Below are 26959 nucleotides of genomic sequence, written 5' to 3' on the forward strand. Positions count from 1 at the left end.
TTAATCCAGCCTTGTATGCGTGCGACGTAGCAGCGCATCGCCGAGCAGGTTGCAGCCAATCACCAGCGCTGCAATCACCAAACCGGGATAGAGCACCAGCCATTGCGACAGCAGCATGTAAGAGCGACCTTCGCCAATCAGGTTGCCCAGCGTTGGCGTGGGTGGCTGAATGCCCATACCGAGAAAACCCACTGAGGCTTCGAGCACGATCAGGCGTGGGATATCCAGCGTTAGCAACACCACCAGCGGCGTCAGCAGATTGGGCAGGATATGCCGTAGCAGTATGCGCAGCGGCGAAAAGCCCATGGCGCGCACCGCCTGAATATATTCCAGTTCCCGAATCTCTAAGGTTTTGGCGCGCGCCACACGGGCATAAATCGCCCAGCTGGTGCAGCCCATAATCACAATGATGTTGGTCAGTGACGCGCCCATCAGCGCAATCACCAGCAGAATCAACAGAATAAAGGGTACCGCCAGCTGGATGTCGATCAGTCGCATGATCAGCGCATCAACCCAACCGCCGGCGTAACCGGCGATCATACCGAGCGCGACGCCAATCACCGCGCCAATCGCCGCCGCGACCAACACCACCAGTAGCGACAAGCGCGTCCCGGAGAGAATGCGCGCCAGCAGATCGCGGCCCAGTTGATCGGTGCCGAGCCAATGCGTGGCTTGCGCACCGGGCGAACCCGGCGGCAGGAACATCTCATTGAGATTGTTACTTAAGGCATCGGGCAACGGCAGCCACGGAGAGAGCAGCGACGCGGCAATCACCACGATCAGCAAAAGGCTGCCGATCACCGCATCGCCGTAAATCAGGCGGCGCGGACGGCGCTGCAGCACGGTGCCCGGTGAAATCATTTCAGCCTCAGATCAAACAGCGGGATGCGAGCATCGACGCGGCCTTTGAAGTTGAGCGACGTGCTGTGCGCATACAAGGTATCTTCACGGTACAGCGGCAGCAGCGGCTGTTGTTCCGCGACGCGTTGCTGAATCTGCTCTAACACTTTTTTGCGCGCAACGGGATCGACAATCTGGCGGCTTTGATCGAGCAGCTTATCCAGCTCTGCATCATGCACGGTGGAATAGGGCTCGCCGCTGCGCAGAATCGGGAACAGCGCGGCATCGGCATCCAGCGTCTGCGTGGATCCCCACGCCAGCATATACATCGGAGCCTGTTTCTGGGACGCGACCTGCTGGGTGTAAACCGACCATTCCGGTACCTCCAGCTCGGCTTTCACGCCAATGGCGGCTAAATCCTGCACGATGGCTTGGGCTACATCGGCGCTGGCAATATAGCGGCGCGGCGCCTGGAAGCGCAGGGTAAAGCCGTTGGCGTAACCGGCTTCAGCCAGCAGCGATTTGGCTTTCGCCACATCCTGCGCGGTGGCTGGAACCGCCAGATAACCAAAGTCATTGGCTCCGGCCATGGTACCGGTTGGCGTGCCAAAGCCGTGCAGCAGCTGTTGGGTATAAGCCTGACGGTTTAACGCCAGCGAAAGCGCCTGACGGACGCGCACATCACTCAGCGGTTTCTCATCATCTTTAAGGCCGAGATAAATCGTCAGTCCGCCGCCTTTCACCTGTTCCAGTTCGACATTGGGGCGATTTTTCAGCGCGGGCACTAAATCAGCAGGCACGCTTTCAATCAGCTGCACTTCGCCGGTCAGCAGCGCGGTGAGGCGTGCGGTGGCTTCGGGAATCGGACGCCAGGTAACGCGATCAATCGCCGGTTTGCCGCGCCAGTAAGTTTCATTGGCGACCATCACCACTTTTTCATCCGGGATAAAGCTATCCAGCTTGTAAGCGCCGCTGCCTACCGGTTTGCGTGCGAACTCGCTGGCGCCGACTTTCTTCACGTACGCTGGCGGCACAATGTAAGCCGGGTAGCGGCTCATGCGCGTGGGCAGCAGAGGATCCGGGCCGTTGGTGTGGATCTGCACCTGATAGTCGTTGATCACGTCCACTGATTTGATGGTGCGGATATAGGAAATCGTCGGTGCGTGATTGGCGGGGTCTAAAATACGATCGATGGAGAACTTCACCGCTTCGGCGTTCACCGGCTCGCCATCGGTAAATTTCACGCCCTGGCGCAGGGTAAATTGCCAGGTGGTGTCGTTAATCGCTTTCCACTCAGTGGCTAAGCCCGGCTGTAATGACATGTCATCGGCGCGGCGCACTAAGGTATCGAAGAGGTTGTCAACTAAGGTGGCAGATTCTTTGAGAAAGCCGGGATCCATCGCCGTGGCAGACGTGGGTTGGCCAATGGTCAGTTCCGCTGCCTGTACGGCTGGCATCAGAGCAAATAGCAACGCGGTGGTGGCAAACTTCACTGCAGGTAATCTCATAACGTTTCCCAAAATTGCCAACGGCAAGGTAGTGAAAAGAGTGGATACTGCCAGAATCAAGACTGTGCTTATTTGTAATACATGATATATCCTATAATCTGGCAAGTTGGCAATAAAACATTAAAAATAACTTACCATTTGCGAATTTCAGTAGAAGGCCCTCAACGTATGATCGAAATGGATAAAGCGCAGCGCATGAGTTTGACCGCGCAGGTGGAATCGTCACTGCGCAGCGCGCTGATTGTTGGCAAGTTAAAACCTGGTGCACGGCTGGTAACGCGCGATCTGGCGGCGCAGCTTGGCACCAGCATCACGCCGGTACGCGAAGCATTATTGCGACTGGTTTCTGCCGGAGCGCTGGATGCCACGCCAGCTGCGGCGTTTCTGGTGCCGGAAATGACACGCCAGCGCTTTGATGAGATTACGCTAATTCGTAAGCAGCTTGAAGGATTAGCGGTGAGGGCGGCGACGCCATTTTTGGGAAAAAAACAGATTTCCGAGCTGAAAAAACTCTGCACGCGCTTTATGCAAGCCAAACAAAGCGGTGATGCCGAGGCGGCATTAGAAGCCAATCGCGCGTTCCGTTTTACGCTCTATGGCTATGCGCAAATGCCAACGCTGAAGGCGCTGATCGAACAGCTTTGGGTGCAGATCGGTCCGTGCTTTAACTATCTCTATCCGCAGCCGGCCGAGGTGGTGAATGGGCATCATAACTATGATCACCTGCTGGAAGCGTTACAGGCCGGCGATGCGGTCACCAGTGAAAAGATATTGATGAAAGCGATTGATGATGGTGCTGCGATTTTGCATCAGCACTATTTTAATCAGTAGAAAGTCATAAGAGCGCAATTCATTGCGCATCTGATTAACCGCGCGGTCACCGCAATGACATAAAACCTTCATTTCCTTCCGCTAGCTTACCGCCATTCTGATTTCTGGATTGCGGATGCATGAGCCACCTTTCGCTTCACCACATCACTAAAGCCTGGGGCGAGAAAACCGCCCTGGACGACATCAGCTTCGACGCGGCAGAAGGCGCGTTTGTCGCGCTGCTCGGTCCTTCGGGCTGCGGTAAATCGACGCTGCTGCGCACCATCGCCGGGCTGGAAACAGCCGATCGCGGGGCGATCCACTTTAAACACGCCGACATCACACATCTGCCGCCGTCGCAGCGCAAGCTATCGATGGTGTTTCAGTCCTATGCGCTGTTTCCCCACCTTAACGTGCGTGAAAACCTGCTGTTTGGTTTGAAAGCGCGCGGTGAGGAGAAACAGTCTTTTGCTGCACGCCTTGATAACGTCAGCAAGCTGATGGAGCTGGATAAGCTGCTGGATCGTTTGCCGTCGCAGCTCTCCGGCGGACAACAGCAGCGCGTGGCGCTGGGCCGTGCGGTGATCGCCAATAACACGCTGTGTTTAATGGATGAGCCGCTGTCGAACCTCGACGCCAGGCTGCGGCAAAGCATGCGCCGTGAAATCCGCGCGCTGCAGAAAAAACTCGGTTTGACCATGCTGTACGTCACGCACGATCAGACTGAAGCGATGAGCATGGCCGACAGCATTATCCTGCTCAACGATGGCCACATCGAACAGCACGGCACGCCAGACGATCTCTACAACAATCCCGCTAGCGTGTTTGCCGCACAGTTCATTGGCGCACCGCCGATGAATATCCTGCCGCTGCAGCGCAATGGCGCGCATCACTATCTGCTGCATCTCACCGCGCCGGTAGTGGAATACCGCGACGCGCCGCTGAGCCTTGGATTGCGTGCCGAAGATATCCAGCTGATAGCCGCAGAACAGGCGGCGCTGACCGCGCGGGTGATCAGTTCTGAATATATGGGCGCTGATACCTTGCTGGTGTGCCTGCTTGCTGGCATCAGCGAACCGCTGACCATCAAAGTGCCGGGCATGCAGCGCTTCACCGATGGCAGTGAAGTGGGATTGCAGTGGTCCGCCGCGCGGCAATATCTGTTTCATCGCGAGAGCGGTAAGCGCTGCGTGCCAGCAGAACAACAGATGTTTGCTTCACAGAAAAAATACGCTGTTTAACCGTTGTCATTTGCCCAAGGGAAAATCATGTCTGCGATTCGTTATTCACGTCTTTCTGCATTAGTCCTCGCCGTCACCACCTCAGCTTTTGCGGCTGAACCGGTCAAGCTGCAAATGTATTACCCGATTGCGGTGGGTGGCAAAGTGAGCCACACCGTCGATTCGCTGGTGGCGGATTTCCAGAAAGTGCATCCGGACGTGAGCATTCAGCCGGTGTATACCGGTGACTACGCCACCACCGTGACCAAAGCGCTGACCGCCTTTCGTGGTGGCAACGCGCCGCAGCTGGCGGTAATCGGTGATATCGAAGCGTATTCACTGATTGATGCCGGTGCGATTGTGGCGGCCAGCGATTTAGCGCAGGGCGAGGAAGGCAAAAAATGGATCGACGGTTTCTACCCGGCGTTTCTGCGTCACATTGACGGCAAAGTGTGGGGCGTACCGTTCCAGCGTTCAACCGTGGTGATGTACTGGAACAAACGGGCGTTTGAGAAAGCCGGTTTGAATGCCGATACGCCACCGGCCAACTGGCAGCAGCTGGTCGAGTTCAGTAAGAAACTCACGATCAAAGATGCCAACGGCGTCAGCCAATGGGGCATCGAGATTCCGTCCACACCAAACGGCTACTGGAACTTCCAGGGCTTGTCCGCCACCAACGGCGGTCGCCTGGATAACGGCAAAGGCACAGCGGTGCACTTCAATACGCCGGGCAACGTGGAAACGCTGCAGTGGTTGACCGATCTCGGCCAGAAAGAGGACGTGTCGCCAAAGGGTGCCATTGCGTGGGGCACCACGCCGCAGGACTTCATCAGCGGCAAAACTGCCATGATGGTGACCACCACCGGCAACCTGACCAACGTGCGTGATAACGCGAAATTCCCGTTCGGTGTGGCGATGCTGCCGGAGAAAACCCAGCGCGGCAGCCCAACCGGCGGCGGCAACCTGTATGTCTTTAAAAATGCCTCGCCAGAACAGCAGAAAGCGGCGATGGAGTTTATCCGTTGGGTAACCTCACCCGAGCAGGCGGCGCGCTGGAGCATCGCCACCGGTTATGTAGCGATCTCTCCGGCGGCATGGGATACCACGGTGATGAAGGATTACGTTAAAGAGGTTCCTCAGGCATTGGTGGCGCGTGAACAGCTGAAGTATGCGCAGCCAGAACTCTCGACTTACAACAGCGTGCAGATTCAGGATGCGCTCAATCACGCGGTAGAAGCGGCGGTGACGCAGGCGAAAACGCCAGCCGAAGCGCTGGAAGGCGCGCAGAAGCAAGCCGATCGTCTGCTGAAGTCTTATCAATAATGACGAGCACGATTCTCACCGCCGCGCCGGTTCGTCGTCCCCGGTTATGGTCGATGCAGCTGTATGGCTACCTGCTGATTTTACCGGCACTGAGTTTTTTACTGCTGTTTACGCACTATCCGGCGGTTGCGACAGTATGGGAAAGCCTGTTCAGCGCAGCACGTAACGGTCGTCCAGCCCATTTTGTTGGGCTAGATAACTATCTTGCGCTGCTGGATGACGACATCTTCATTCAGTCGCTGTGGAATAACCTGCTGTATGCGTTGATCACCATTCCGCTGGCGGTAACGCTGGCGCTGCTGATGGCGCTGGCGGTCAATCGTCACATGCGTGCCAATGCGCTGGTGCGCACTGCGTTCTTTATTCCTTCGCTGCTGCCAATGATCGCCATCGCCAATCTGTGGCTGTTTTTCTACACGCCGCAGCTGGGTTTGCTGAATAAGCTGCTGGCGCTGTTTTCGCTGCCGGCGATGAACTGGCTCGGCGAACCGGGTAGTGCCTTGTACTGTTTGATGGCGGTTTCGGTATGGCGTGAAGCGGGCTTCTTTATGATCTTTTATCTCGCCGCTTTGCAGCAGATCGATCCGCGCCTCAGCGAAGCCGCGCAGATAGAAGGGGCGTCACGCCGCTATTTCTTCCGGCGCGTGCAGTGGCCGCTGCTGATGCCCACCACGCTATTTGTGCTGATCAATGCCTCGATGAATGCGTTTCGCATCGTCGATCAGGTGATCGCGATGACCAACGGCGGGCCGAATAACAGCAGTAGCCTGCTGCTGTTCTACATCTATCGCACTGCCTTCAGCTTCTGGGATATGCCCGCCGCAGCGGCAATGACGGTGGTGCTGCTGGTGATCCTTGCCGCGATTGCGCTGCTTAAATTCAACCTGCTGGACAAGCGAGCTCATTACCAATGAAGCCGACAATCACGTTTGGTCGCGTGTGTCTGAATATGGGCATTGGGCTTGCCGCGTTGCTGTGGTTTTTACCGATTCTGGTGGCGATCTGGGTGGCGATTCATCCGGCATCCGATCAGGCGAGCTTTTCGCTTTTTTCGCCGCTGACCTTACAGAACTTCGTTAATGCCTGGCACGCCGCGCCCTTTGGTCGCTACTTCCTCAATACCAGCTTGCTGGTGCTGATGATTGTGGTGGTGCAGCTAATTCTGGCGACCATGGCCGCTTACGCATTAGTGCGCTTCCGCCTGAAATTCTCCGGCGCGATCTTCGCGCTGATTTTGCTGCAGCTGATGATCAGCCCCGACGTGCTGATTCTGAATAACTACAAAAGCATCGGCGCGCTGGGTTTCCGCGATACGCTGACCGGCATCGCGCTGCCGTATTTCTCCTCGGCCTTCGCCATCTTTCTGCTACGCCAGACCTTTAAAAGTATTCCGCTGGTATTGGAAGAGGCGGCGATTGTGGAAGGTGCCAGCCGCTTTTACATTCTGCGCAAGATTTACATCCCGCTGGCGAAGCCGATCTATGTGGCGTTTGCGCTGGTGTCGATCAGTTTCCACTGGAATGATTTCCTCTGGCCGCTGGTGATCACCGATTCGGTCAACGTGCGGCCGCTCACCGTGGGCCTGCAACTGTTCTCGGCGCCGGAGCAGGGCGTGCAATGGGCGTTGATTGGCGCTGCTACGTTAATGACGACGTTGCCGCTGTTAGTGCTGTTCCTGATCTTCCAGCGTCAGTTTATTCAATCGTTTATGCGTGCTGGTATTCGCTAAGGAGTGCTTTTCGTGTCTTATCCGCATCCGCTGACTGAACTGCAGCGTGAACTGCTGGGCGATGTCGCCGAGCTCTATGCCTTGCCCGATGTGCGTTCCGCGTCGCTGAGCAGCACGCTGCGTTTTGGTTTGATTGCCGATCCGCAATATGCCGACATCGACGCCGATATGGCGAAAAATCTCTACTATCGTCACGCGCTGCATAAGCTGCCGCAGGCGATTGCGGTGTTGAATCAGCAGCCGCTGGATTTTGTCGTTACGCTGGGGGATTTAGTCGATCGCGACTGGAACAGCTACGCGGCGATATTGCCGATTTACGATCGCCTCGAACATCCACATGCGGTGGTGCTGGGTAATCACGATGCGCAGACCATCGCGCAGCATCTCAACGAAGCCGCTGCGCTACCCAAAAGCTATTACGCCTTTGGGCTGCAGGGCTGGCGTTTTATTGTTTATGACGGCAACGACATCAGCCTCTATTGCAACACGCAGAACGGTGACGATCGCAAGCAGGCGGAGGCGATGCTGGTGGACCTGACCGCGCGCCAGCAGCCGCAGGCGAAACCCTGGAACGGTGCGGTAGGAACGCAGCAAATGGCGTGGATTGAGCAGCAGTTGCAGCAAGCCCAGCAGCAAGGGGAGAAAGTGGTGGTGTTTGGGCATTATCCGCTGGCGCCGCATAACAGCCACAACTTACTCAACGGCAGCGCGCTGGCAGAGCTGCTTTCTAGTTACAACATACAATGCTGTTTCTCTGGGCACGATCATCGCGGCGGCTTTGCGCGCATCGGTCAAACAGGCTTCTATACGCTCAAAGGGATGCTGGATGGGGCAGAAGAGGTGCCGTTTGCGGTGGTTGAAATTGAGGGCGATGAAGTCATCGTGAAAGAATACGGTGTCGAGTCGCCATTTATGGCGACCACTCATGATGATGCCGGCATCTGCCCGCGCTGACGAAGTGTCGCAATCTCTTCGGCGCGTTGGAGCAACTGCTGCAAATCATCCTCATCGATATCCAGCACTTCACCGCTCTCCAGCGCCTGATGCAGGTCTTCACGCGTAATCGCTACGTCGATCACCACAGGCGGCGCTTTGGTTTCCGTTGCCGCCAGCGGATGCGGGTAACGGCGTCCGGCGAGATTGTTAAACAGCAACGCCAGCAGCGCGAGGCAAACCGAGTTCAACAGCACCGGCGTCAGAATAAAGTGGTAACCCAGTTGCTGGACGCCGTTACCGCCCAAAATTGCGGTCAGCGCCACCGCGCCGCTCGGTGGATGCAAACAGCGCAGTTGAAACATCAACGCGATCGTCACACAGGCCGCGATACCACACGCCAGCGCGGGATGGGGAACCCACAGCGCGGTGGTGACGCCAACAACGCCCGCCACCAGATTGCCGCCGACAATTGACCACGGCTGCGCCAGCGGGCTGTTCGGCAGACCAAACAGCAATACTGCTGAAGCGCCCATCGGCGCGACAAACCACAGATTCACTTCACCCAGCAGCCAGTGGCTGGTCAGGCTGGTAATCATTAAACCCAATCCCGCGCCAATGCTGGCGATGACCATCTGCTTTCTGCCTCCCGGTAACGGATGAGGCCAAAGGCGGGCCAGAAAGGTGCGCACGGAGGTTATCCACGTCACCGATGGCTGATTTGTCATTACGGAATCACTCTGTCATAAGAAAAAACGATGGGTGCGAATTGTCGCTGATCGATCCGCTGACAACAACCACATTGTTAGTGTGCTGTTATATCGTGGTAAGAGAAATGCTGATGATTGTCGCGATGCTTAACCAACGCCCAAGGTTGCTGTATAGTCCGTTTTTTTTCGGAGGAACCATGCTGCCTAACTCATCCACACGCCTGAACAAATACATCAGCGAGAGCGGAATCTGCTCACGCCGCGATGCCGATCGTTACATCGAGCAAGGCAACGTTTTCATAAACGGTAAACGCGCTGCTGTCGGTGCGCAGGTGTTTGCAGGGGATGAAGTCAAAGTGAACGGGCAGCTGATTGAGCCGCGTGACGAAGAAGATTTAGTGCTGATTGCGCTGAACAAACCGGTTGGCATCATCACCACCATGGAAGAGGGTGAGCGTGACAACATTGGTGATTTCGTTAATCACAGCAAGCGCGTGTTCCCGATTGGTCGCCTGGATAAAGATTCGCAGGGACTGATTTTCCTCACCAACCACGGCGATCTGGTGAATAAAATTCTGCGTGCCGGTAATAACCACGAAAAAGAGTATGTGGTCACCGTTGATAAACCGATCACCGATGAATTTATTGCCGGAATGGGCGCGGGCGTACCGATGCTCGGCACCGTCACCAAAAAGTGCAAAGTTAAAAAAGAGTCGACCTTTGTCTTCCGCATTATTCTGGTTCAGGGGCTGAATCGTCAGATTCGTCGAATGACCAAGCACTTCGGCTTTGAAGTGACCAAGCTTGAACGTACGCGCATCATGAACGTCAGCCTGAAAGGGATTCCGCTCGGCGAGTGGCGCGATTTGACCGATGACGAGCTGATCGATCTGTTCAAACTGATTGAAGACTCATCATCCGAAGATCAAAAAACGCAGAAGACGCAGGCGAAAAAGAAACCCGCCAGCGCGGCGAAAAAGCCCGCGACGGTTGGCGCTAAACCGGGTGAGAAAGCGGGGGCAAAACCGGCTAATCGCCAGCGTTTCGCCCAGCCAGGTCGTAAGAAGAAAGGGCGTTAATTCTCTTTCCCCGCGCACAGCGCGCGGGGAAAAACCGTCACTTGTCGTTGCCAAACCCTTGCTTCTTCAGCGCGTCCAGCACGTGCGGGAAGTAAATCTTGTGATAATAACCGCTAACGCTTTCACTCCAGCTCTCGCCATCCTCACGTCCGGTATTTTTCCAGTGCTGCACCATCTCCTGATTGTAGGCAGCGATGTGTTGCTCCAGTCCATCACGTTGATAGCGCTCTTCATGACGGAAGGTGGCCAGCGGCAGACGCGGCTTCTGATGCGCAGGCTGATCGACATGGCCAATCACCACGCCCGCAACCGGGAAAGTATATTCCGGCAAATCCAGTAAGCGGATTAACGCCTGCGCATCGCGACGAATACCGCCAATCGGCACAATGCCCAAACCTTCTGCACGCGCTGCCGCCATGATAGAACCCAACGCAATACCCACATCGGTTGAGCCCGACACAATGCTTTCGATGCTCTGCTGCGCGATCTGCTCGCGGTCGATAGCGTTCATCGCCAGACGCGATTTATGCATATCCAGCACCAGGGTAATAAACACCGGCGCTTTGGCAATCCACGGCTGACCGCCAGCAATCTGGGAGATTTGTGCGCGTCTTTCAGCATCGCGCGTCACCACCAAAGAGACCTGCTGCGAGTTCACCGAGGTTGGCGCGCGATAGGCGGCCGAAATGATGCGATCCAGCACCGCATCCGCAACGGGAAGGTCGGTAAAACTGCGATCGCTTTTATGACTGGTGAAAATATCGATTAATGAACTCATGGATCCTCCTGATTGGGAGGCGAGAGCGTAGCAGAAGAGAGAGTGATGTGACTTAACCGTTGTTGCCGTGGCTAACTACTTCTTTTGAATAAGCAAAGTGCGGAATGGGATAAGCGATGAGACCGGTGCATAAAGCACCGGCTAAGCGACTCTGGCTTCAGCGACAGCCGGATGAACGCTGCGATCGGGTCCGCTCAGCATCACCGGTTTACCGGAGCGTAATCCGCGTTGGAACTGGGTCATGCGTTCATGGCTGATCCCGGCACCGCACCACAGCAGGTGATGATCGTGGCGGCTTTCTGAACTGTACAGCATCGGTTGTGAGGTTTGATCCACCTCGACGCAGAACCCTTGTCCGGTAAGGCGAATGGCTTCCAGCCACACTTCCGTTTCATCGCCGGTGCTGACCACTTCCAGTAACAGTGGCATCTGCTGCTGACGAGCTGAAGCGCGTTTTACACAGTCGCTGTGATGAACGATCGCTTCATGAAAGCGCGTTAACCTGCGTGATGCCCCGCGACGCGTATCATCACGCAGCCAGCGGTTGAGCGGTTTCATCAGCACATTGACGAAATCGTCGCTGCTGTAGTCGCCCGCCAGATTGCGCACAGTACGCGCCAGTTCTCGATCAGAGCCTAACTCCAGCTGCCGTAACAGATCGCCGCGGCGTGCCACCCAACCAGACGAAGAGTAATCGAGCCCGCAGTGTCGGCCTTGATAGATTTGCCACAGCGTGGCGCCACCCGAGGTCAATGCCATCATGGCGAGCACTTCATCAACCTGATGTCGGCTCCAATCCTTATTGACGTGATTCTCAGAAATTAATCCACCGCGCAACCAGCGACGTAAATTGGCGCGGTTAGCACCGGTAATGGCGCAAACGGTTTCAGTTGAATAAAAGTTCATTACGAGCCCTCAGATAGAGGGTGAATGGCCGTGGGTGCTAATCCAGGATGAGTGACCATCCTGAACCTTATCTGTATGGATTACCAGTATCTTTACGTAACTGTGCATAAAAAACCGACAAAGCGCAGCGGGAAAAAATGCACCGAACTAGTGCGTATTGGCTATTACCAATCGCCAGCTAGCCTAAGGAGAAAATAGCATTATGGATAAAAAATGGCTGTGATAATTTTTATTTCACACGCCAGATAACAGGCGTCACACAACATTATTTTATTGTTTCCAGGGATATTAAGAATGAAAAAGCACCGCCTGGCAGGTCTGTTATTGGCTTCTCTATCACTATTATCAGGAATGGCGCACGCCGAGGATCAACCGATTCCGTCGCTGGCGGGTAAACGCATTGGCATCACCGTCGCGGGTACCGATCACTACTGGGATTTGAAAGCTTATCAGGGACAAATCGATGAGGTGAAGCGCCTTGGCGGAACGCCGATTGCGCTGGATGGCGGGCGTAAAGAGTCGCAGCAAATTGCGCAGATTCAGACGCTTATTGCGCAAAAACCGGATGCCATCATTGAAACCCTCGGCACAGCGTCGGTGCTGGAACCCTGGCTGAAAAAAATCCGCGAAGCGGGCATTCCTTTATTTACCGTCGATACCGCCAGCCCATCCAGTATTAACGTCACCACATCGGATAATTTTTATATTGGCGAACAGTTAGCGTTAAAACTGGTAAATGACCTGCGCGGCGAAGGCAATATTTTGGTATTTAACGGTTTCTATGGCGTGCCGGTAGTAGCAATGCGCTACGACCAGTTAAAAGCCGTGCTGAAGTGGTATCCGAAAATTAAAATTATCCAACCTGAATTGCGCGATGTCATCCCGAATACCGTGCAGGATGCGTATGCGCAAATCAGTCAATTACTGAATAAATATCCGAAAGGTTCAGTGCAGGCGATTTGGGCGGCGTGGGATGTACCGCAAATCGGCGCCACGCAGGCGGTAGACGCTGCCGGACGCAACGAAATCAAAACGTACGCGGTGGATGGCAGCCCGGATGTGGTGTCGCTGGTTAAAGATCCCAAATCCAGCGCGGCAGCGGTGGTGGCGCAGCAGCCGTATGTGATTGGCCAAACGGCGGTGCAGAACGTAGCGAAATACCTCGCTGGCGATCGTTCGTTGCCGCCCGCAACCTATGTGCCGTCGATTCTGGTGACCAAAGAGAACGCTGCCGAAGCGCAGAAAACCCTGGGTCAAACGGATGGTAAATAACGCGCCACTACTGCAACTGCATGCCATCAGCAAAGCCTTTGATGGCGTGCCTGCGCTGCAATCGGTGTCGCTCAGCGTGCATGCCGGTGAAGTTCACGGCTTGATTGGCCATAACGGTGCGGGTAAATCGACGCTGATCAAAGTGTTAGGCGGCATCCACGCCGCCGATCGCGGCAGCATCGAGCTGGATGGCCAGCCGCTTACGCTCGCTACGCCCGCGCAGGCGCAACGCCAGGGCATCGCCATCGTGCATCAGGAGCGATTGTTGCCCGGCTCGCTAACGGTGGCGGAAGCGCTGTGGCTTGGCAACGAACCGCGCTTAGCCGGTACGCCGTTTATCCTGCGACGTCGTATGCGCCAGCAGGCAGAGCAGCAGCTGCAGCAGCACTTTGGTTTGCAACTCGATCCTGATGCGTTGATCGCCACGCTGAGCGTGGCGGAGCAGCAACTGGTGCAAATCTGTCGCGTGCTGCAAAACGCGCCGCGCGTGGTGGTGCTGGATGAACCGACCGCCGCGCTGGCGCGCCATGAAGTGCATGCGCTGTTCCGGGTAATTGAACGCATGCGCCAGCAGGGCATCGCGCTGCTTTATGTTTCGCACTATCTCGATGAAATTCAGGAGCTGTGCCAACGCGTCACGGTGCTACGTGACGGCAAAGACGTGGCGCAGTTCAACGCAGATCAACTATCACCGGCGGCACTGATCGCGGCGATGGTAGGCGACGCGCGTCATGAACTGGCACCGCGTCATTCGCGCCGCGCCGGTGCGCAAGTACTGCAGGTTACTGCGCTCAGCGCGCCCGGCAGTTTTCACAGTGTGTCGTTCACCGGCCGACAAGGCGAAATCATCGGCATCACCGGCTTGTTAGGTTCCGGCGGTAAAGCGCTGATTCGCGCGCTGTTCGGGCTGGAAAACGGCGTCAGCGGCAAGGTTACGCTGGGCGAAGTGAGCGGCGTGCCGGCTTCACCGCATGCCGCAGTGAAACGCGGTATCGCCTTTGTACCGGAGGATCGCCGCGCCAACGGCGTCGCGCTGGATCTGTCACTGCGTGACAATGTCACCTTAACCACGGTGCAGCGCTTGCTGCGCTGGGGTGGCGTTTCGCGTCAGGCGGAGAGCGAACTGGTGGCGAAGAACATTCAGCAACTGGATATTCGCACGCCGGGGCAGCTGGCGGCGCTGCGTCAGCTTTCGGGCGGCAACCAACAGAAAGCGGTGCTGGCCAAATGGTTAAACACCGGTGCGCGCCTGTATTTGCTGGATGAGCCCACGGTGGGCGTTGATATTGCGGCTAAGGCGGCGATTTATCACACATTGCAGCAGTTGGCTGATGATGGCGCCCTGATTCTGGTGTTCTCCACCGATTTACTCGAACTGCAAACGCTGGCCGATCGCATTATGGTGCTGGCGCGCGGCGAACATGTCGCCACGCTGGAGGCACAGCACACCAGCCATCAGGAAATTCTCTCCTGGGCTTCGGGCACCGGCGCGTTAACGGAGCGAGCTTCATGAGTGATATTACCCAATCTGCACCGGTTGCAGCGCCACGCAGCGTGCGCGGTCAGCAGTGGCTGCAACACGTTTCGCTGCTGATTATTGTGCTGGTTTTAGCCGTCTTTGCCTGGCTGTCGCCGATTTTTCTTACGGTGATGAATCTTGGCAACGTGCTGCAGCAGACCGCGGTGGTTGGCACGCTGGCGCTTGGCTTAACGCTGGTTTTAAGCGGCGGCGGCTTGCAGGGTATTACCGGCGGCATTGATCTGTCGATTGCCGCCAACCTTGGCCTAAGTGCGGCGGTGTTTGCCAGCCAGCTCAACGCCGGTCAGCCCATCGCGATTGCCTTGCTGCTGACGCTGTTAACCGGTGCGGCTGTGGGTTTGTTTAACGCGCTGGCGATTGTCTGGCTGGGGATTTTGCCGCTGCTGACAACGCTCACCAGCATGAATATCGCTATCGGCCTGGAAATGGTGCTGACCAGCAACGCCTCGGTGTCAGCCAGCAGCGATCTGCAAAATCTGTTGTTAGGCAACGGTCCGCTAGCGGTGTCGTGGCTGGGCTGGTCGTTTCTGCTGCTGGCGTTTGGCGTGATCGCCTTGAGCCGCCTGACGTCCTTTGGCCTGCGCTTGCAGGCGGTGGGCAGCCATCCGCAGGCGGCGAATGCGGCGGGCATCGGCGTTAAACGCTATCAGGGTTTGAGCTACGTGTTGTGTGGCGTCAGCGCGGCTATCGCGGCAATTGCGTCGGTGTCGCTACTAAGCGGCAGTTCGCCTGGCGCCAACGACAATCTGTTGATGGTGATCGCGGCGGCGCTATTGGGCGTGGTGTTTTCCCGTCGTCTGGTGCCGACACTTGGCGGCGCACTGATTAGCGCGCTATTTCTCAGCCTGATTGCCAACGGCTTTCAGCTGATCAATGTCTCAAGTTACTGGATAAACGGCGTCGAAGGCGTGTTGATCCTGTTAGTGGTGGCGTTAACCGCGCTGTTACGTCGTCGCCAGTCAAGGAGAACGCAAGGTGTCTGACTCTTTGTTATCACCTGTCGCGCCACGCCCGCGCCAGACCGGCTGGCTGCGCGCCATCATCGTGCTGACCTTTGTAGCGCTGCTCGTGTTCTTTATTGTCGCGGCGCCCGCTTTTGCCACTGTCTCCAATATTCGCAGTGTGTTGCTCAATAACGTCGCGCCGCTGGCGATCGTCGCCCTGGCGATGACGTTGGTGACACGCATTGGCGCGATTGATCTCTCGGTGGGCACGGCGATCGATATTGCCTGTCTGGTTTTGGTGACACTGGTGCTGCATCAGGTCAGTTTGCCAGTGGCGCTGTTCGCGGCATTAATTGCCGCGCTGCTGGTTGGCGTGTTTAACGCCTTTTTGGTGACACAGTTGGGCGTGGAGCCGTTTCTCGCCACGCTTGGCACGCTGTTTATCGGACAAAGCGTGCAGCAGCTGTCGTCAAATGGCGGACAACCGGTTTATCTGCTGAGCCAGAAACTGCCCGATGGGTTTTCGGCGATAGGTCACGGCGCGCTGCTCGGCATTCCGCTGCCGTTGTGGCTATTGTTGCTGGTAGCGCTGGCGCTCTATCAGTTGCTGCATCGCAGCGCCACCGGCCGTTCATTGCGGGTGATGGGCGAGCAGTACAGCGTTGCGCAGCATTCGGGCGTGCCAGTGAAACGACTCACTGCGCTGGCGTTTATTCTCGCAGCGTTGATTGCCGGTATCGTCGGTTTGATTCTGGCGGCCAACGTCAAAGCCTGGGTGCCGCTGTCGGGCAATGCCTATCTGCTGAATGCGATTGGTGCCAGTTTTATTGGCGCCACCTTCGCGCCATCACGTCGGCCCAATGTGTTAGGCACGCTGCTTGGCGTGGTGCTGCTGAGCTTTATCGCCAACGGCTTGCTGCTGGTCGGCTGGAATTTTTACTGGCAACAGGTCGCCACCGGCGGATTAATTTTCATTGTGCTGGCCGTCGGGGCTCTGCGCGCGCGTCGTCACAGCTGAGAGAGGTCAAAGATGAGCCGGGCACCGTTTTTACTGTTTGGTTTTATGATGAATGTGCCGGGCCACATCTCCGCAGGATTGTGGCGGCATCCGCAGGATCAGGCTCATCGCTATACCGAATTGCGTTACTGGACCGATATTGCCCAACAGCTGGATCGCGCCGGGTTTGATGCGCTGTTCATCGCCGATGCGCTGGGCCAGCTGGACGTGTGGCAAAACAAGCCGGACGCGGCGTTGCGTCTGGCGACACAAATGCCGGTTAACGATCCACTATTGCTGATTTCTGCAATGGCAGCGGTGACGCAACATTTGGGCTTTGGTATTACCGTTTCCACCACCTACGAACAGCCGTATCTGCTGGCACGCAAATTCACCACGCTTGATCACCTGAGCAACGGGCGCATCGCCTGGAATGTGGTGACGTCAATGCTGGATTCAGCGGCACGTAATCTGGGGCTGACGCAGCAAATTCCGCACGATGAACGCTACGATCGCGCGCAGGAGTTTCTCGATATCACCGGCAAGCTGTGGGAAGGATCGTGGGAAGAGGACGCGGTGCGGCGCGATAAGCAAAACAGCGTGTATAGCGATCCGGCCAAAGTGCATGCTATCAAGCATGCCGGGCGCTGGTATCAGGTACCGGATGCGCACCTAAGCGAGCCCAGTCCGCAGCGCACGCCGGTGCTGTTTCAGGCGGGAACCTCCAGTCGCGGGGCGCAATTCGCTGCACGCAACGCGGAAGTGATATTTCTCGGTGGCGTTACGCCGCAGGCCATTGCTGCGGATATCCAACGCATTCGCCAGTTAGCCGCAGCACAAGGGCGCAATGCGGCTTCGCTGCGTTTCGTCACGGCTATCACGGTGATCACTGCAGAGAGTGATGAAGCCGCGCAGGCTAAATATCGCGATTATCAGCAGTACATCAGCGAAGAGGCCGCGCTGGCGCTGTTCTCTGCGTGGACCGGTATCGACTGGTCACAGGAGGATTTGGATACGCCGCTGGCGTTTCGTGAAACCGATGCCTGTCGCTCAGCCTTAGCCAGCCTGACGCGCATTGACGATCAAAAACGCTGGACGCTGCGTGATGCGGCGCGCTACATCGGCATTGGCGGCTTGCATCCGCTGCTGATCGGCGGCCCGGAGAGTATCGCCGATCAGCTGGAACAGTTTGCCGCGGAGTCGGGTGTTGATGGTTTCAATCTGGCGTGGGCGATTAGTCCCGGTAGCTTTGAGGATTTTATCCAGCATGTGATGCCGGTGCTGCGTAGCCGAGGGCTTATCCGCGAAACGCCTGCGCACGCCGTGACGTTGCGCGAACGGTTGTTTGGTCAGCCGCGACTCACGGCTGACCATCCAGCGGCACGCTTTCGCCGCCATTAATTCCAGGCATGGCGCGGCGGCGGGGTGCCATTGAGGTAATAATTGCCAACGTGGTAATACTTCCAGCGCACCGGATCGTGCAACGTGTGGGTGCGCGCATTGCGCCAGTGGCGATCGAGGTTGAATTCCTGCAGCGTTGAGCGCGTACCCGCCAGTTCGAACAGCTTGTTACCTGCCAGAATAGCGATTTCGGTAGTTAACACTTTGGCTTCAGCGGTAGCAACCGTTGCTGCTGCAACCGTGCTTTCATCGGGTTGCCGCAGCGCCAGATCAATCGCTTCGCCAGCGCGCCACAGCAAGGCTTCAGCGGCGTGCAGGCGAATTTTCAAATCCCCGACTGCCGCCAGCGTAAAGTGATCATCGGATGCGCGCTCCTGGCCGCTATCAATCCACGGACGTGACCGCTCGCGCACAAAATGCAGCGTGTCTTCAACAGTGCCGCGAGCAATGCCCACATCCACCGCCGCCTGAATAATCTGCGAAATCGGACCGGCGGCAGTCGGGCGCTCAAACGCCTGATAAGCCGGGATCACGCGGGATTGCGGGGCGCGCACGTTTTCCAGTAGCACGGTGCCCGATGCCGTGGTGCGCTGACCAAAGCTCGACCAGTTGTTAATGATGGTCACGCCCGGCGTGTTGCGATCCAGCACGATCAGATGCGCGCGATCCTGGTCGTCGAGCGCCACTGCGTGAATCCGATGCGCCAGCAGCGCGCCGGTGGCGTAGAATTTCTCGCCGTTGATCACCACGTCATCACCTTCACGCTGAAAACGCGTCTGGAAATCGGCGACGGTGCGCGAATTCTTCTCGGAGAAAGCGTTGCCCCAGCGCAAGCCAGCCAGCACTTCGCCCAGTAGTTCTTGTTTCTGCGCCTCGCTGCCATCCGCCACCAGATGCGCCACGCCGGCTAAATGGTTCTGCGGTAGCTGACCGAGTGCGGAATCTGCCGCCGAAATGATGGCGATGACTTTCGCCACCGTCACCCAGGATACGCCCGCGCCGCCATAGATTTTAGGGATCGCCATCGCCCACAAGCCACTTTGTGAGAATGCATCCAATTCGTTGAGCGGCAAGATGCCTTCGCGGTCGCGCAGTGCGGCGTCACGCGCAAACTCTGTGGCCAGACGTTGAGCAATCTCAATGGCTTCGGCATCATCACGAATGATATGCGCCGGTTCAGCAGGTAAGGGAATGGGTGCTTCAGGCTGTTGGGAATTGACCTTCAGGATGTGGGTTTGGCTGAGCGACATGAGAACTCCCGATAATGACGATGTAGGGAAAATATCTTCTCATGCGCTCAGCGCGCGCCATATCTCAATTGCGGCTATGCAAAGTGAAAAATAGCGTTAACACAACGGTTTACTGCGCGACTTTCACCACGGTTTTACCGAAGTTTTTGCCTTTTAGCATATCGAAAAACGCCTGCGGGGCATTTTCCAGCCCGTCGATCATGTGCTCGCGGTAGTGGATTTTTTGCTGCTCCACCAGCGGCGTCATCGCTTTGAGGAATTCAGGATAACGATCGCCGTAATCCTGGAAGATGATAAAGCCCTGCATGCGAATACGACGTTTAAGAATGCCGCCCATGATTTGCGGGGTGCGATCCGGGCCCGGCGGTAATTCGCGGCTGCTGTAACCAGAAACCAGGCCACACACCGGCACGCGCGCTGCGGTGTTCAGCAACGGGAATACGGCATCAAACACTTTACCGCCAACGTTTTCGAAGTAGATATCAATGCCGTCCGGGCAGGCAGCCGCCAGTTGTTCCGCAAAGTCGTCACGATGGTGATCGATACAGGCGGAGAAACCGAGCTTCTCAATCGCATAACGACACTTCTCTTCACCCCCCGCAACGCCGACGACATGGCAGCCTTTGAGTTTGCCAAGCTGACCCACCGTTGCACCGACCGGGCCGGTAGCCGCCGCGACCACCAGGGTTTCACCCTGTTTTGGCTGGCCGATATCCATCAAGCCCATATAGGCCGTAAAGCCCGGCATACCGAGAATGCCCAGCGCCCAGGAAGGATGGGGCAGATCGCCCAATTTCGCCACGCCGTTTCCGTCCGAAACCGCATAGCTTTGCCAGCCGCTTTGCGCGAGGACCACATCGCCTTGCTGGAAATCCGCGTGTTTAGATTCCACCACTTCGCTCACCGTGCCGCCAACCATCGGTTGGTCGAGTTCAGCAGGTGCAGCATAAGATTTGCTGTCATCCATGCGCCCGCGCATATAGGGGTCAAGCGACAAATAGAGCGTGCGCAGCAGGATTTGGCCGTCCTTCACGTCAGGAATGGGCTGCTCCACCAGGCGGAAATTCTCTTTTACCGGTTCGCCATGCGGGCGTGAGGCTAATAGCCAAGCTTGATTACGTTGATTAGATTGCGACATTTTTACCTCTATTAGCGTTTCCACGTGAGGCAAGTGTAGACGAGGAAAAGGCATTAAGGCCGCCTGTGCAGAACTTAAGTGTTGCTATATGATAACATTTTGGTAAAAATATAGACATTGTTATCATATACCAACAATAGAGGTTTTATGTTGCCTGGTTTGCAAGCAATAGGCGCTAAATGTCAGGAAAGGCGCAAGGCTAACCGTTGGACTCAAGCCGACGCTGCGACGCGTGCAGGCATTCATCGCACGGTTATTTCACAGATTGAAAACGGCCATTACGCGGGATCGTTGAAAGCATTTACTCTTTATTTGACGTCACTGGGATTGAAACTTTCAGCCATTGATTTCTCATTTCCACAGCTAGAAGACCTAAACACTTTATTTGATGAGGATTGACCTCATCCTTGCATGAATTTTCAATATGTAACTTTTGAAGTTACTTGCTTTATCGGGAGGATTTGTCCTTCAGGTAAATTAATTATCTACATTATCTTAGTTTTCATAGCTGTAACTACCCGAATGTCTTCAAATAACAACTTCTGAGAAAGCACTTTATGGAACCTGGGCCATTTGTGTACCAGATCACCATAAATGGTGACCCTACGGGATTTATAGCGATGGTGAGTCAAATTAATGCATTGATGCAGCAGCGCGGGTGTTGAGGCGACATCCCAAACCGCTGAACGAATGAGGGATTCCAGGGCGAGCCGCATGGATGCGGCGAGAGGCGGCGCTGAGCAGGAGCGAATCGGCGCCGGTCCGTCAGGAATCGTGAATGACTGAAGGTACCGCGCAGCGGCGGATTGGGCTGGCGCAAGGCCCGGGAGTGCAGAGGGCGCGGCCAGGCGCCCTTTGCTCGGTCGCCGCACGGCAAAACTGAAACAATCTGAGCCTATGGCGAACGAAAGTCGCTCAGTTTAATGTGAGGTATGCTCAGGCACGGGGCCTGTAGTGAGCCAGCGCACAAACCAAGCGTAAACTTGTCGACGCGAATTAATATAACACCATGAATTTTAACAATCATAGGGCATTTGCCTAAGCGGTCTCGGGCAATGCCACATACACCTGGCCACACTCTGCTGCGTATACCTATAGCGATGCTTTTCTCCCTACAGGTGACGCATGACACAACAACAATACGTATTATCGCCCGATCATGACGCGCATATCGCCTCGGCTATCGGCAAGTTCTTCCGCCGCATCATTCCGATGCTGGCGCTGATGTTAATTGTGAACCAGATTGACCGGGCTAACATTGGCTTCGTAAAAGCCGAACTGCAAACGGATGCAGGCATTAGTGCGGCCGCCTTCGGCTTAGGCGCGGGGCTGTTCTTTATCGGTTATGCGCTGTTTGAAGTGCCGAGCAACATGATGCTGAAGAAACTCGGCGCACGCGTGTGGCTGACGCGCATCATGATTACGTGGGGCATGGTGGTGGTGCTTACCGGTTTTGTGAGTACGCCGCTGCATTTCTATCTGCTGCGTTTCCTGCTCGGCGTGGCGGAAGCCGGCTTCTTCCCTGGCGTGCTGTTCTATTTTCGTCAATGGGTGCCGAATGCGTGGCGAGGGCGAGCTACCGCGTTGGTGTTGAGCGCCACCGCCAGCGCTTTTCTATTCTCCGGTCCGCTCACCGGTGCCATTCTGATGATGCATGATGTTGGCGGCATCGCGGGCTGGAAATGGGTGATGTTTGTGGAAGGCGGCGGATCGATGGTGATCGGCTTGCTGGCCGCCTTTGTGCTGGTATCCAAACCGCAAGGCGCGAAATGGTTGAGCGATGCCGAGAAACAGGCGCTGGCGCAGCAGTTAGCGCTGGAAGATGATGCGCGCGAAGAGCACGCGGTGAAACACGGCCGCTGGGGCTTGATCAGCGATCGCAGCCTTTTGTCTTACTGCCTGATCTTCTTCACCATGACCATGACCGGCTACACGTTAGTGTTCTGGCTGCCGCAAATCATTCAGCGTATTCAGGGCTTCAACAGCTTTGAAACCGGATTGCTGACCGCCGTGCCGTGGCTGTTCGCTATCGTCGCGCTGTTTCTGCTCGGCAAAGCTACCGACCGCTATCGCGATAAACTGGACAAAGGGCTCGGCATCGCCATGCTGATCGCCGCGTGCGGCACCTTTATGGCCACGCTGGGTACGCCGTGGTTTGGCTTTGTGGCGATGATTGTGGCCTGCATCGGATCCAAAGTGAGCGCGGCGTTCTTCTGGCCGATGCCGCAAAGTGAATTACCCGCCTCGATTGCCGCGCCCGGCATTGCGCTGATCAACTCGATTGGCAACCTCGGTGGCTTCTTTGCGCCCACGGTATTCGGCTACCTCGAAATGCACACCGGCAGCACCACCGGCGGACTTTACGCGCTAACCAGCGTGTCTGTGGTTACCGGACTCTATTTGCTGCTGCGTCGCAAACCTGTTCCACCCGCTTTCGGTCACACGGAGAGAAACCATGTCAGACAGTCCAGTCATTAAATCGATGCGCATCGTGCCGGTTGCCGGCTACGACAGCATGTTATTGAACATTGGCGGCGCCCATAACTGCTACTTCACGCGCATCATCGTGATATTGACCGATTCCGCCGGACATACCGGCGTTGGCGAAACGCCGTGTCATGCATCCACCTTGCAGTTGCTGGAACAGTTTCGCCCGCTGATTGAAGGCAGTTCGCTGCTGCGTCTCAACGCGACGCTGAGCCAGTTGTTCAGCAGCGAGGCACGTCAGCAACAAACCCCACACACCAACGACATTCATATCCCGCAGATGAATCCGGAGAAGTTTTATAACGCCGCCGCCGCCATTGAAGCGGCGCTGCTGGATCTGCAGGGCAAGCTGTTTAACCTGCCGGTAGCGGACCTGCTCGCCAGCGGTAAACAGCGCGACCGCATTCCGGTGCTGGGCTATTTGTTCTACATCGCCGATCGCAAGCGCACCAATATGCACTATCGATCAGGGGAGCATGAGCAAGAAGGCTGGTTCCGTCTGCGTCATGAAGCGGCGATGGACAGCGAGGCCGTGGTGCGACTGGCCGAAGCGGCAGTTGAGCAATACGGCTTCCGCGACTTCAAGCTCAAAGGCGGCGTGCAGGCAGGCGAAGTGGAAGTGGCAACGGTGGAAGCGCTACTGGCGCGCTTCCCAGAAGCACGCGTCACCGTCGATCCTAACGCCAGTTGGTCGCTGGATGAGGCGATTCGCTTTGGCAAGCAGCTGGCGGGAAAGGTGCCGTATCTGGAAGATCCTTGTGGCGCTGAACAAGGCTATTCCGGTCGGGAAACGCTGGCCGAGTTTCGCCGCGCCACCGGCGTGCCGGTCGCGACTAATATGATCGCCAACGACTGGCGCCAGCTGCATCATGCGCTGCAACTGAATGCCATTGATATTCCGCTCGCCGATCCGCACTTCTGGACGATGCGTAACGCCAACGTGGTGGCGCAGCTGTGCAACGAATGGGGGCTGACAACCGGCTGCCACTCCAATAACCATTTTGATATTTCGCTGGCGATGGTGGCGCACCTGGGTGCCGCCGCGCCTGGCGATCGTCAAACCGCCTTTGATACGCACTGGATTTGGCAGGATGGTCAGCAGCTTACGCGTCAACCGCCGCAGATCCGCGATGGTTATCTGGAGTTACCGCCGGGGCCGGGATTGGGCATCGAGCTGGATATGGATCGCATCGAACAGGCGCATGCGCTATATAACGCGCTGCCGGATAAAAATCGCAACGATGCGCTGGGGATGCAGTTTTTGATCGATAACTGGCGCTATGACGCCAAACGTCCGTCATTGGTACGCTAAGGAAGCAGCATGAAGAACCTATTACGCGCGGCAACGCTATTAGCGTCGTTGGCCGCCAGCGCGCCGTTGCTGGCGCAGACTTTTGTCTACGTTTCAGAAGCCGATGATGGCACCATCGCGCGCTACGCGCTGAATGAGCAAACCGGTGCATTGCAACTATTGGGACGCACTCAGGCCGGCGGCAAGGTGATGCCGATGGCGTTGAGCGCCGATCATAAACATCTGTACGCCGCGATTCGCAGTAAACCGCTGCAACTGGTGAGCTGGAACATCGACAGCAAAACGGGCGATCTCAGCCAGTTGAATAGCGTATCCGCTGCGGCCAGTTATCCCTACATCAGCACGGATCCGCAGGGTCGTTTTCTGCTGGGTGCATCCTATGATGGCGATGTGGTGCACGTTTACCGACTCAATAACGATGGCAAGCTGATGGCGCCGCCGGTCGGCAGCTACAAAACCGGACATGCCGCGCACTCGGTGATTGTCGATGCGAGCGGCGAGCAGGCTTATGTCGGCAATCTCGGCACCGACCGCGTGCTGCAATTGAAACTGAGCGCCGAAGGCGAACTGTCGGGGTTAGGCAACGGCTATGTGAAAACGGCGACAGAAAACGGACCGCGCCATTCGGTGTTGTCGCCGGATAATCGCTATCTCTACAACATCGGCGAGATGGGCGGCATCATCACGCAGTTTCGTCGTGAAGCCAGCGGTGAGCTGGTGAAAGTGGCGGAGACGCCGAATGCGGTAGCGGAAAAATATCAACTGCAACACGGCAAAGAGCGACCGCCGGGCTACAGCGACACCACGCCGCGCATCTGGGCGGCCGATATTCATCTGACGCCCGATGGCCGTTTTCTCTATGTCAGCGAGCGGACCAGCAGCACCATCAGCGGATACCGGATTAACAAAGCAGACGGCAAACTGACGCTGATTGATAGCTGGCAAGTCGAGAAACAGCCGCGCGGCATCGCGATCACCGCTGACGGACGTTGGTTGATTGCCAGCGGCGAAAAGAGTGCGGTGACCGGCAGCTATGCCATTGATCAAGAAAGCGGGGCGCTAAAGCGCGTTGGCGAAGCACCGGCCGGCGGTGACGCCAATTGGGTGACGGTGGTGAGTTACAAATAATCCCTAAGGATTGCCATTAATGGCGACCAGGTGCGCCTTACAGTTGCTTATATTTCTCGTTAGTTAAAGTGTAGCGGTGGGCTGGCTGAATGATAATGCGCTCAAAGTTGCAAGCACTTGTGAGCGCGATTCATAAATATGATATGCGTGACAATGTCACTGATTGGGGTAAACAGAGTGCGACAAGGTCCCTCGACGATCGACCTTTCTTGCGGCTGACCACAACAGTGCGGTGACAATCCAGCCAATAATCCACGACACATCATTACCGGCAAAAATCCAGGTTAACGAACCGTGATGCAGTGGATTATCAATGAACGGCAACTGTACCAGCACGCCGCAGAAGTAGACAATTATGCCCGCCCAGTTCCAGCGACCGTAACGTCCGTTGGGCTGGGAGAGTGCCGGTACATCGACTTTACCTTTGGTGATCAGGTAGAAATCGGTCAGGCTGATTGCGCTCCACGGCACAAAAAAGGCCAGTAAAAACAGCAGGAAATGGGTGAATGATTTCAGGAAAGCGGGTTCGCTAATCAGCGCAATCACACAAGAAATCGTCACCATCAACACCACAAACAGAATGCGGCCGCCACGACTTAATGCGGTTTTCTGACGGAAGCCAGAAACAATGGTGGTGAGTGACATAAAGCTGCCGTAAGCATTCAGCGTGGTGAAAGTGATTTTGCCGAAGCAGATCGCAAAATAGATCACCATCGCCATCGTAGCGCTGCTGCCTAAACTGACAATATAGCCAACCTCGTTGCCAGAGAAAGCCTTACCGACAATCGCCGCGACAATTACACCCAACGTCATTGAAGCCTGCGTTCCTAAAACCGTGCCGAAGAAAACGCAGCTGAAAAGTTTTTTGGCTGAGACGTTAGCCGGTAAATAGCGCGAATAGTCAGAAACATACGGGCAAAATGCAATCTGCCATGACGACGACAACGAAACCGCAAGCAGGAAGTTAGCGACCGTGAAATGCTGGTTCTGCCACACCGCGGACAGATCATGGGTTGAGAGCAACGTGATAAACAGGTAAACAAAGGCAAGCACGCCAATCACGCTGGCTACTTTACCGAGCTTGTGAATCACGCGATATCCCAGCACCGCGATGACGACGATAATCGCACTGAACAGGATCATGCCTGACGCATTGCTGGTATTAATCAGTTTGGCGAGCGCCTGTCCGGCCAACACCGTGCCGCTGGCAGAGAATCCGACATACATGATGCACACCAACACCAACGGAATCACCGCACCATATACGCCAAACTGCATGCGGCTGGTGATCATTTGCGGCAATCCGAGACGCGGTCCCTGAATGGCATGCAGTGACATGATCGCCGCGCCCACAACTTGCCCAACCAGCAAGCCGATGATCGACCACACCACATCGCCGCCCAACACCACGGCCAGTGCGCCGGTTACGATGGCGGTGATTTGCAAATTGCCGCCAAACCACAAGGTGAACTGGCTGAAAGGATGTCCGTGGCGTTCGCTCGGAGGAATGTAATCAATGGATCGCGTTTCTGACAGGCGCTGTTTCTCTGCGCCGGCGTGATCTGCTGCAGGTGATTCGGCTGACATAGTTTCCTCGCTAAAACGGCTAAAGATGGGAAATTATTGTTAGTATGATGTGGCTTCTCTTGGTGGT

At 56.2% G+C, this 26959-nt stretch carries 24 protein-coding genes; 16 read left to right on the forward strand and 8 right to left on the reverse strand.

Translation table 11 applies throughout. From position 1 onward, the window contains the following. Complete coding sequence (locus ACVLVH_RS04100; protein WP_312463797.1) at positions 1 to 861, reverse strand: ABC transporter permease; 861 nt, start codon at positions 859 to 861, stop codon at positions 1 to 3. Then, the gene (locus ACVLVH_RS04105) at positions 858 to 2348 is read right to left on the reverse strand and encodes an ABC transporter substrate-binding protein (protein ID WP_312463798.1); all 1491 of its coding nucleotides are present in this window, start codon (positions 2346 to 2348) and stop codon (positions 858 to 860) included. Before ACVLVH_RS04105 ends, ACVLVH_RS04100 begins: the two co-directional genes overlap by 4 nt. Positions 2349 to 2516: 168 nt before the next feature. Between ACVLVH_RS04105 and ACVLVH_RS04110 the strand changes: the two genes are divergently transcribed. The 6 genes from ACVLVH_RS04110 to ACVLVH_RS04135 all read left to right on the forward strand — a co-directional run bounded on the left by ACVLVH_RS04110 (position 2517) and on the right by ACVLVH_RS04135 (position 8384). After that, positions 2517 to 3179: a GntR family transcriptional regulator gene (locus ACVLVH_RS04110; protein ID WP_312463799.1), complete on the forward strand. Its 663-nt coding sequence runs from the start codon at positions 2517 to 2519 to the stop codon at positions 3177 to 3179. Between the two features lie 119 nt (positions 3180 to 3298). Then, entirely contained in the window at positions 3299 to 4399 is a 1101-nt protein-coding gene (locus tag ACVLVH_RS04115) for an ABC transporter ATP-binding protein (RefSeq protein WP_312463800.1), read from the forward strand. 27 nt (positions 4400 to 4426) lie between these two features. After that, the gene (locus ACVLVH_RS04120) at positions 4427 to 5701 is read left to right on the forward strand and encodes an ABC transporter substrate-binding protein (protein WP_312463801.1); all 1275 of its coding nucleotides are present in this window, start codon (positions 4427 to 4429) and stop codon (positions 5699 to 5701) included. Beyond that, the gene (locus ACVLVH_RS04125) at positions 5701 to 6615 is read left to right on the forward strand and encodes a carbohydrate ABC transporter permease (RefSeq protein ID WP_312463802.1); all 915 of its coding nucleotides are present in this window, start codon (positions 5701 to 5703) and stop codon (positions 6613 to 6615) included. The genes ACVLVH_RS04120 and ACVLVH_RS04125 overlap by 1 nt, the downstream gene beginning before the upstream one ends. Then, positions 6612 to 7430: a carbohydrate ABC transporter permease gene (locus ACVLVH_RS04130; protein ID WP_312463803.1), complete on the forward strand. Its 819-nt coding sequence runs from the start codon at positions 6612 to 6614 to the stop codon at positions 7428 to 7430. The genes ACVLVH_RS04125 and ACVLVH_RS04130 overlap by 4 nt, the downstream gene beginning before the upstream one ends. Before the next feature lie 12 nt (positions 7431 to 7442). Further along, positions 7443 to 8384, forward strand: a complete 942-nt coding sequence (locus ACVLVH_RS04135; protein ID WP_498948824.1) for a metallophosphoesterase — start codon at positions 7443 to 7445, stop codon at positions 8382 to 8384. On the opposite strand, the gene ACVLVH_RS04140 is transcribed toward ACVLVH_RS04135, so the two are convergent. Continuing rightward, a complete protein-coding gene (locus ACVLVH_RS04140) occupies positions 8354 to 9091 on the reverse strand; it encodes an HPP family protein (RefSeq protein WP_312463805.1) in 738 nt (245 codons plus the stop codon). The genes ACVLVH_RS04135 and ACVLVH_RS04140 overlap by 31 nt on opposite strands. A 179-nt stretch (positions 9092 to 9270) precedes the next feature. Between ACVLVH_RS04140 and rluF the strand changes: the two genes are divergently transcribed. Then, a complete protein-coding gene (gene rluF, locus ACVLVH_RS04145; RefSeq protein WP_101764411.1) occupies positions 9271 to 10152 on the forward strand; it encodes a 23S rRNA pseudouridine(2604) synthase RluF in 882 nt (293 codons plus the stop codon). A gap of 37 nt (positions 10153 to 10189) precedes the next feature. On the opposite strand, the gene ACVLVH_RS04150 is transcribed toward rluF, so the two are convergent. Beyond that, positions 10190 to 10930, reverse strand: coding sequence for a nitroreductase family protein (locus ACVLVH_RS04150; RefSeq protein WP_101764410.1), 741 nt, complete (start codon positions 10928 to 10930; stop codon positions 10190 to 10192). A 141-nt stretch (positions 10931 to 11071) separates the two neighbouring features. After that, a complete protein-coding gene (locus ACVLVH_RS04155; protein WP_110866144.1) occupies positions 11072 to 11836 on the reverse strand; it encodes a hypothetical protein in 765 nt (254 codons plus the stop codon). A 294-nt stretch (positions 11837 to 12130) separates the two neighbouring features. Between ACVLVH_RS04155 and ACVLVH_RS04160 the strand changes: the two genes are divergently transcribed. Genes ACVLVH_RS04160 through ACVLVH_RS04180 form a run of 5 tightly spaced genes read left to right on the forward strand, consistent with a single transcriptional unit; the run spans position 12131 to position 17990 of the window. Further along, positions 12131 to 13108 (forward strand): sugar ABC transporter substrate-binding protein, encoded by a 978-nt coding sequence (locus ACVLVH_RS04160; RefSeq protein ID WP_101764408.1) that lies wholly within the window; start codon positions 12131 to 12133, stop codon positions 13106 to 13108. Then, the gene (locus ACVLVH_RS04165; protein ID WP_312463807.1) at positions 13098 to 14621 is read left to right on the forward strand and encodes a sugar ABC transporter ATP-binding protein; all 1524 of its coding nucleotides are present in this window, start codon (positions 13098 to 13100) and stop codon (positions 14619 to 14621) included. Before ACVLVH_RS04160 ends, ACVLVH_RS04165 begins: the two co-directional genes overlap by 11 nt. Then, entirely contained in the window at positions 14618 to 15631 is a 1014-nt protein-coding gene (locus ACVLVH_RS04170) for an ABC transporter permease (RefSeq protein ID WP_498948825.1), read from the forward strand. The genes ACVLVH_RS04165 and ACVLVH_RS04170 overlap by 4 nt, the downstream gene beginning before the upstream one ends. Continuing rightward, positions 15624 to 16610: an ABC transporter permease gene (locus tag ACVLVH_RS04175; protein ID WP_277974868.1), complete on the forward strand. Its 987-nt coding sequence runs from the start codon at positions 15624 to 15626 to the stop codon at positions 16608 to 16610. The genes ACVLVH_RS04170 and ACVLVH_RS04175 overlap by 8 nt, the downstream gene beginning before the upstream one ends. Positions 16611 to 16622: 12 nt before the next feature. Further along, complete coding sequence (locus ACVLVH_RS04180; protein WP_498948827.1) at positions 16623 to 17990, forward strand: LLM class flavin-dependent oxidoreductase; 1368 nt, start codon at positions 16623 to 16625, stop codon at positions 17988 to 17990. On the opposite strand, the gene ACVLVH_RS04185 is transcribed toward ACVLVH_RS04180, so the two are convergent. Further along, complete coding sequence (locus tag ACVLVH_RS04185) at positions 17987 to 19240, reverse strand: SfnB family sulfur acquisition oxidoreductase (protein WP_312463810.1); 1254 nt, start codon at positions 19238 to 19240, stop codon at positions 17987 to 17989. The two genes, ACVLVH_RS04180 and ACVLVH_RS04185, sit on opposite strands and share 4 nt — an antisense overlap. Before the next feature lie 109 nt (positions 19241 to 19349). Further along, positions 19350 to 20378 carry an NADPH-dependent curcumin/dihydrocurcumin reductase gene (gene curA / locus ACVLVH_RS04190; RefSeq protein ID WP_192411840.1) on the reverse strand — a complete coding sequence of 343 codons (1029 nt, stop codon included), beginning with the start codon at positions 20376 to 20378 and terminating at the stop codon, positions 19350 to 19352. A 147-nt stretch (positions 20379 to 20525) separates the two neighbouring features. On the opposite strand from curA, the gene ACVLVH_RS04195 reads away from it, so the two are divergent. From ACVLVH_RS04195 to ACVLVH_RS04210, 4 genes are all read left to right on the forward strand, one after another. Next, positions 20526 to 20777: a helix-turn-helix domain-containing protein gene (locus ACVLVH_RS04195; RefSeq protein WP_192411839.1), complete on the forward strand. Its 252-nt coding sequence runs from the start codon at positions 20526 to 20528 to the stop codon at positions 20775 to 20777. A gap of 726 nt (positions 20778 to 21503) precedes the next feature. Beyond that, positions 21504 to 22856 (forward strand): MFS transporter, encoded by a 1353-nt coding sequence (locus ACVLVH_RS04200; protein ID WP_192411838.1) that lies wholly within the window; start codon positions 21504 to 21506, stop codon positions 22854 to 22856. Next, positions 22834 to 24177 (forward strand): enolase C-terminal domain-like protein, encoded by a 1344-nt coding sequence (locus ACVLVH_RS04205; protein ID WP_192411837.1) that lies wholly within the window; start codon positions 22834 to 22836, stop codon positions 24175 to 24177. The genes ACVLVH_RS04200 and ACVLVH_RS04205 overlap by 23 nt, the downstream gene beginning before the upstream one ends. A 9-nt stretch (positions 24178 to 24186) precedes the next feature. Beyond that, positions 24187 to 25305, forward strand: coding sequence for a lactonase family protein (locus ACVLVH_RS04210; protein ID WP_312463812.1), 1119 nt, complete (start codon positions 24187 to 24189; stop codon positions 25303 to 25305). 156 nt (positions 25306 to 25461) lie between these two features. Here the strand turns inward: ACVLVH_RS04210 and ACVLVH_RS04215 are convergent, their stop codons facing one another. Beyond that, positions 25462 to 26892 carry a purine-cytosine permease family protein gene (locus ACVLVH_RS04215; protein WP_192411835.1) on the reverse strand — a complete coding sequence of 477 codons (1431 nt, stop codon included), beginning with the start codon at positions 26890 to 26892 and terminating at the stop codon, positions 25462 to 25464. Positions 26893 to 26959 lie beyond the last annotated feature (67 nt).

Source organism: Kluyvera sp. 1366 (assembly GCF_054823405.1).

What these genes read in the sequence shown, in the direction of transcription:
- ACVLVH_RS04100 (WP_312463797.1), bottom strand. Translation starts at nt 861, where the DNA reads ATGATTTCACCGGGCACCGTGCTGCAGCGCCGTCCGCGCCGCCTGATT.
- ACVLVH_RS04105 (WP_312463798.1), bottom strand. Translation starts at nt 2,348, where the DNA reads ATGAGATTACCTGCAGTGAAGTTTGCCACCACCGCGTTGCTATTTGCT.
- ACVLVH_RS04110 (WP_312463799.1), top strand. Translation starts at nt 2,517, where the DNA reads ATGATCGAAATGGATAAAGCGCAGCGCATGAGTTTGACCGCGCAGGTG.
- ACVLVH_RS04115 (WP_312463800.1), top strand. Translation starts at nt 3,299, where the DNA reads ATGAGCCACCTTTCGCTTCACCACATCACTAAAGCCTGGGGCGAGAAA.
- ACVLVH_RS04120 (WP_312463801.1), top strand. Translation starts at nt 4,427, where the DNA reads ATGTCTGCGATTCGTTATTCACGTCTTTCTGCATTAGTCCTCGCCGTC.
- ACVLVH_RS04125 (WP_312463802.1), top strand. Translation starts at nt 5,701, where the DNA reads ATGACGAGCACGATTCTCACCGCCGCGCCGGTTCGTCGTCCCCGGTTA.
- ACVLVH_RS04130 (WP_312463803.1), top strand. Translation starts at nt 6,612, where the DNA reads ATGAAGCCGACAATCACGTTTGGTCGCGTGTGTCTGAATATGGGCATT.
- ACVLVH_RS04140 (WP_312463805.1), bottom strand. Translation starts at nt 9,091, where the DNA reads ATGACAAATCAGCCATCGGTGACGTGGATAACCTCCGTGCGCACCTTT.
- rluF (WP_101764411.1), top strand. Translation starts at nt 9,271, where the DNA reads ATGCTGCCTAACTCATCCACACGCCTGAACAAATACATCAGCGAGAGC.
- ACVLVH_RS04150 (WP_101764410.1), bottom strand. Translation starts at nt 10,930, where the DNA reads ATGAGTTCATTAATCGATATTTTCACCAGTCATAAAAGCGATCGCAGT.
- ACVLVH_RS04155 (WP_110866144.1), bottom strand. Translation starts at nt 11,836, where the DNA reads ATGAACTTTTATTCAACTGAAACCGTTTGCGCCATTACCGGTGCTAAC.
- ACVLVH_RS04160 (WP_101764408.1), top strand. Translation starts at nt 12,131, where the DNA reads ATGAAAAAGCACCGCCTGGCAGGTCTGTTATTGGCTTCTCTATCACTA.
- ACVLVH_RS04165 (WP_312463807.1), top strand. Translation starts at nt 13,098, where the DNA reads ATGGTAAATAACGCGCCACTACTGCAACTGCATGCCATCAGCAAAGCC.
- ACVLVH_RS04170 (WP_498948825.1), top strand. Translation starts at nt 14,618, where the DNA reads ATGAGTGATATTACCCAATCTGCACCGGTTGCAGCGCCACGCAGCGTG.
- ACVLVH_RS04180 (WP_498948827.1), top strand. Translation starts at nt 16,623, where the DNA reads ATGAGCCGGGCACCGTTTTTACTGTTTGGTTTTATGATGAATGTGCCG.
- ACVLVH_RS04185 (WP_312463810.1), bottom strand. Translation starts at nt 19,240, where the DNA reads ATGTCGCTCAGCCAAACCCACATCCTGAAGGTCAATTCCCAACAGCCT.
- curA (WP_192411840.1), bottom strand. Translation starts at nt 20,378, where the DNA reads ATGTCGCAATCTAATCAACGTAATCAAGCTTGGCTATTAGCCTCACGC.
- ACVLVH_RS04195 (WP_192411839.1), top strand. Translation starts at nt 20,526, where the DNA reads ATGTTGCCTGGTTTGCAAGCAATAGGCGCTAAATGTCAGGAAAGGCGC.
- ACVLVH_RS04200 (WP_192411838.1), top strand. Translation starts at nt 21,504, where the DNA reads ATGACACAACAACAATACGTATTATCGCCCGATCATGACGCGCATATC.
- ACVLVH_RS04205 (WP_192411837.1), top strand. Translation starts at nt 22,834, where the DNA reads ATGTCAGACAGTCCAGTCATTAAATCGATGCGCATCGTGCCGGTTGCC.
- ACVLVH_RS04210 (WP_312463812.1), top strand. Translation starts at nt 24,187, where the DNA reads ATGAAGAACCTATTACGCGCGGCAACGCTATTAGCGTCGTTGGCCGCC.
- ACVLVH_RS04215 (WP_192411835.1), bottom strand. Translation starts at nt 26,892, where the DNA reads ATGTCAGCCGAATCACCTGCAGCAGATCACGCCGGCGCAGAGAAACAG.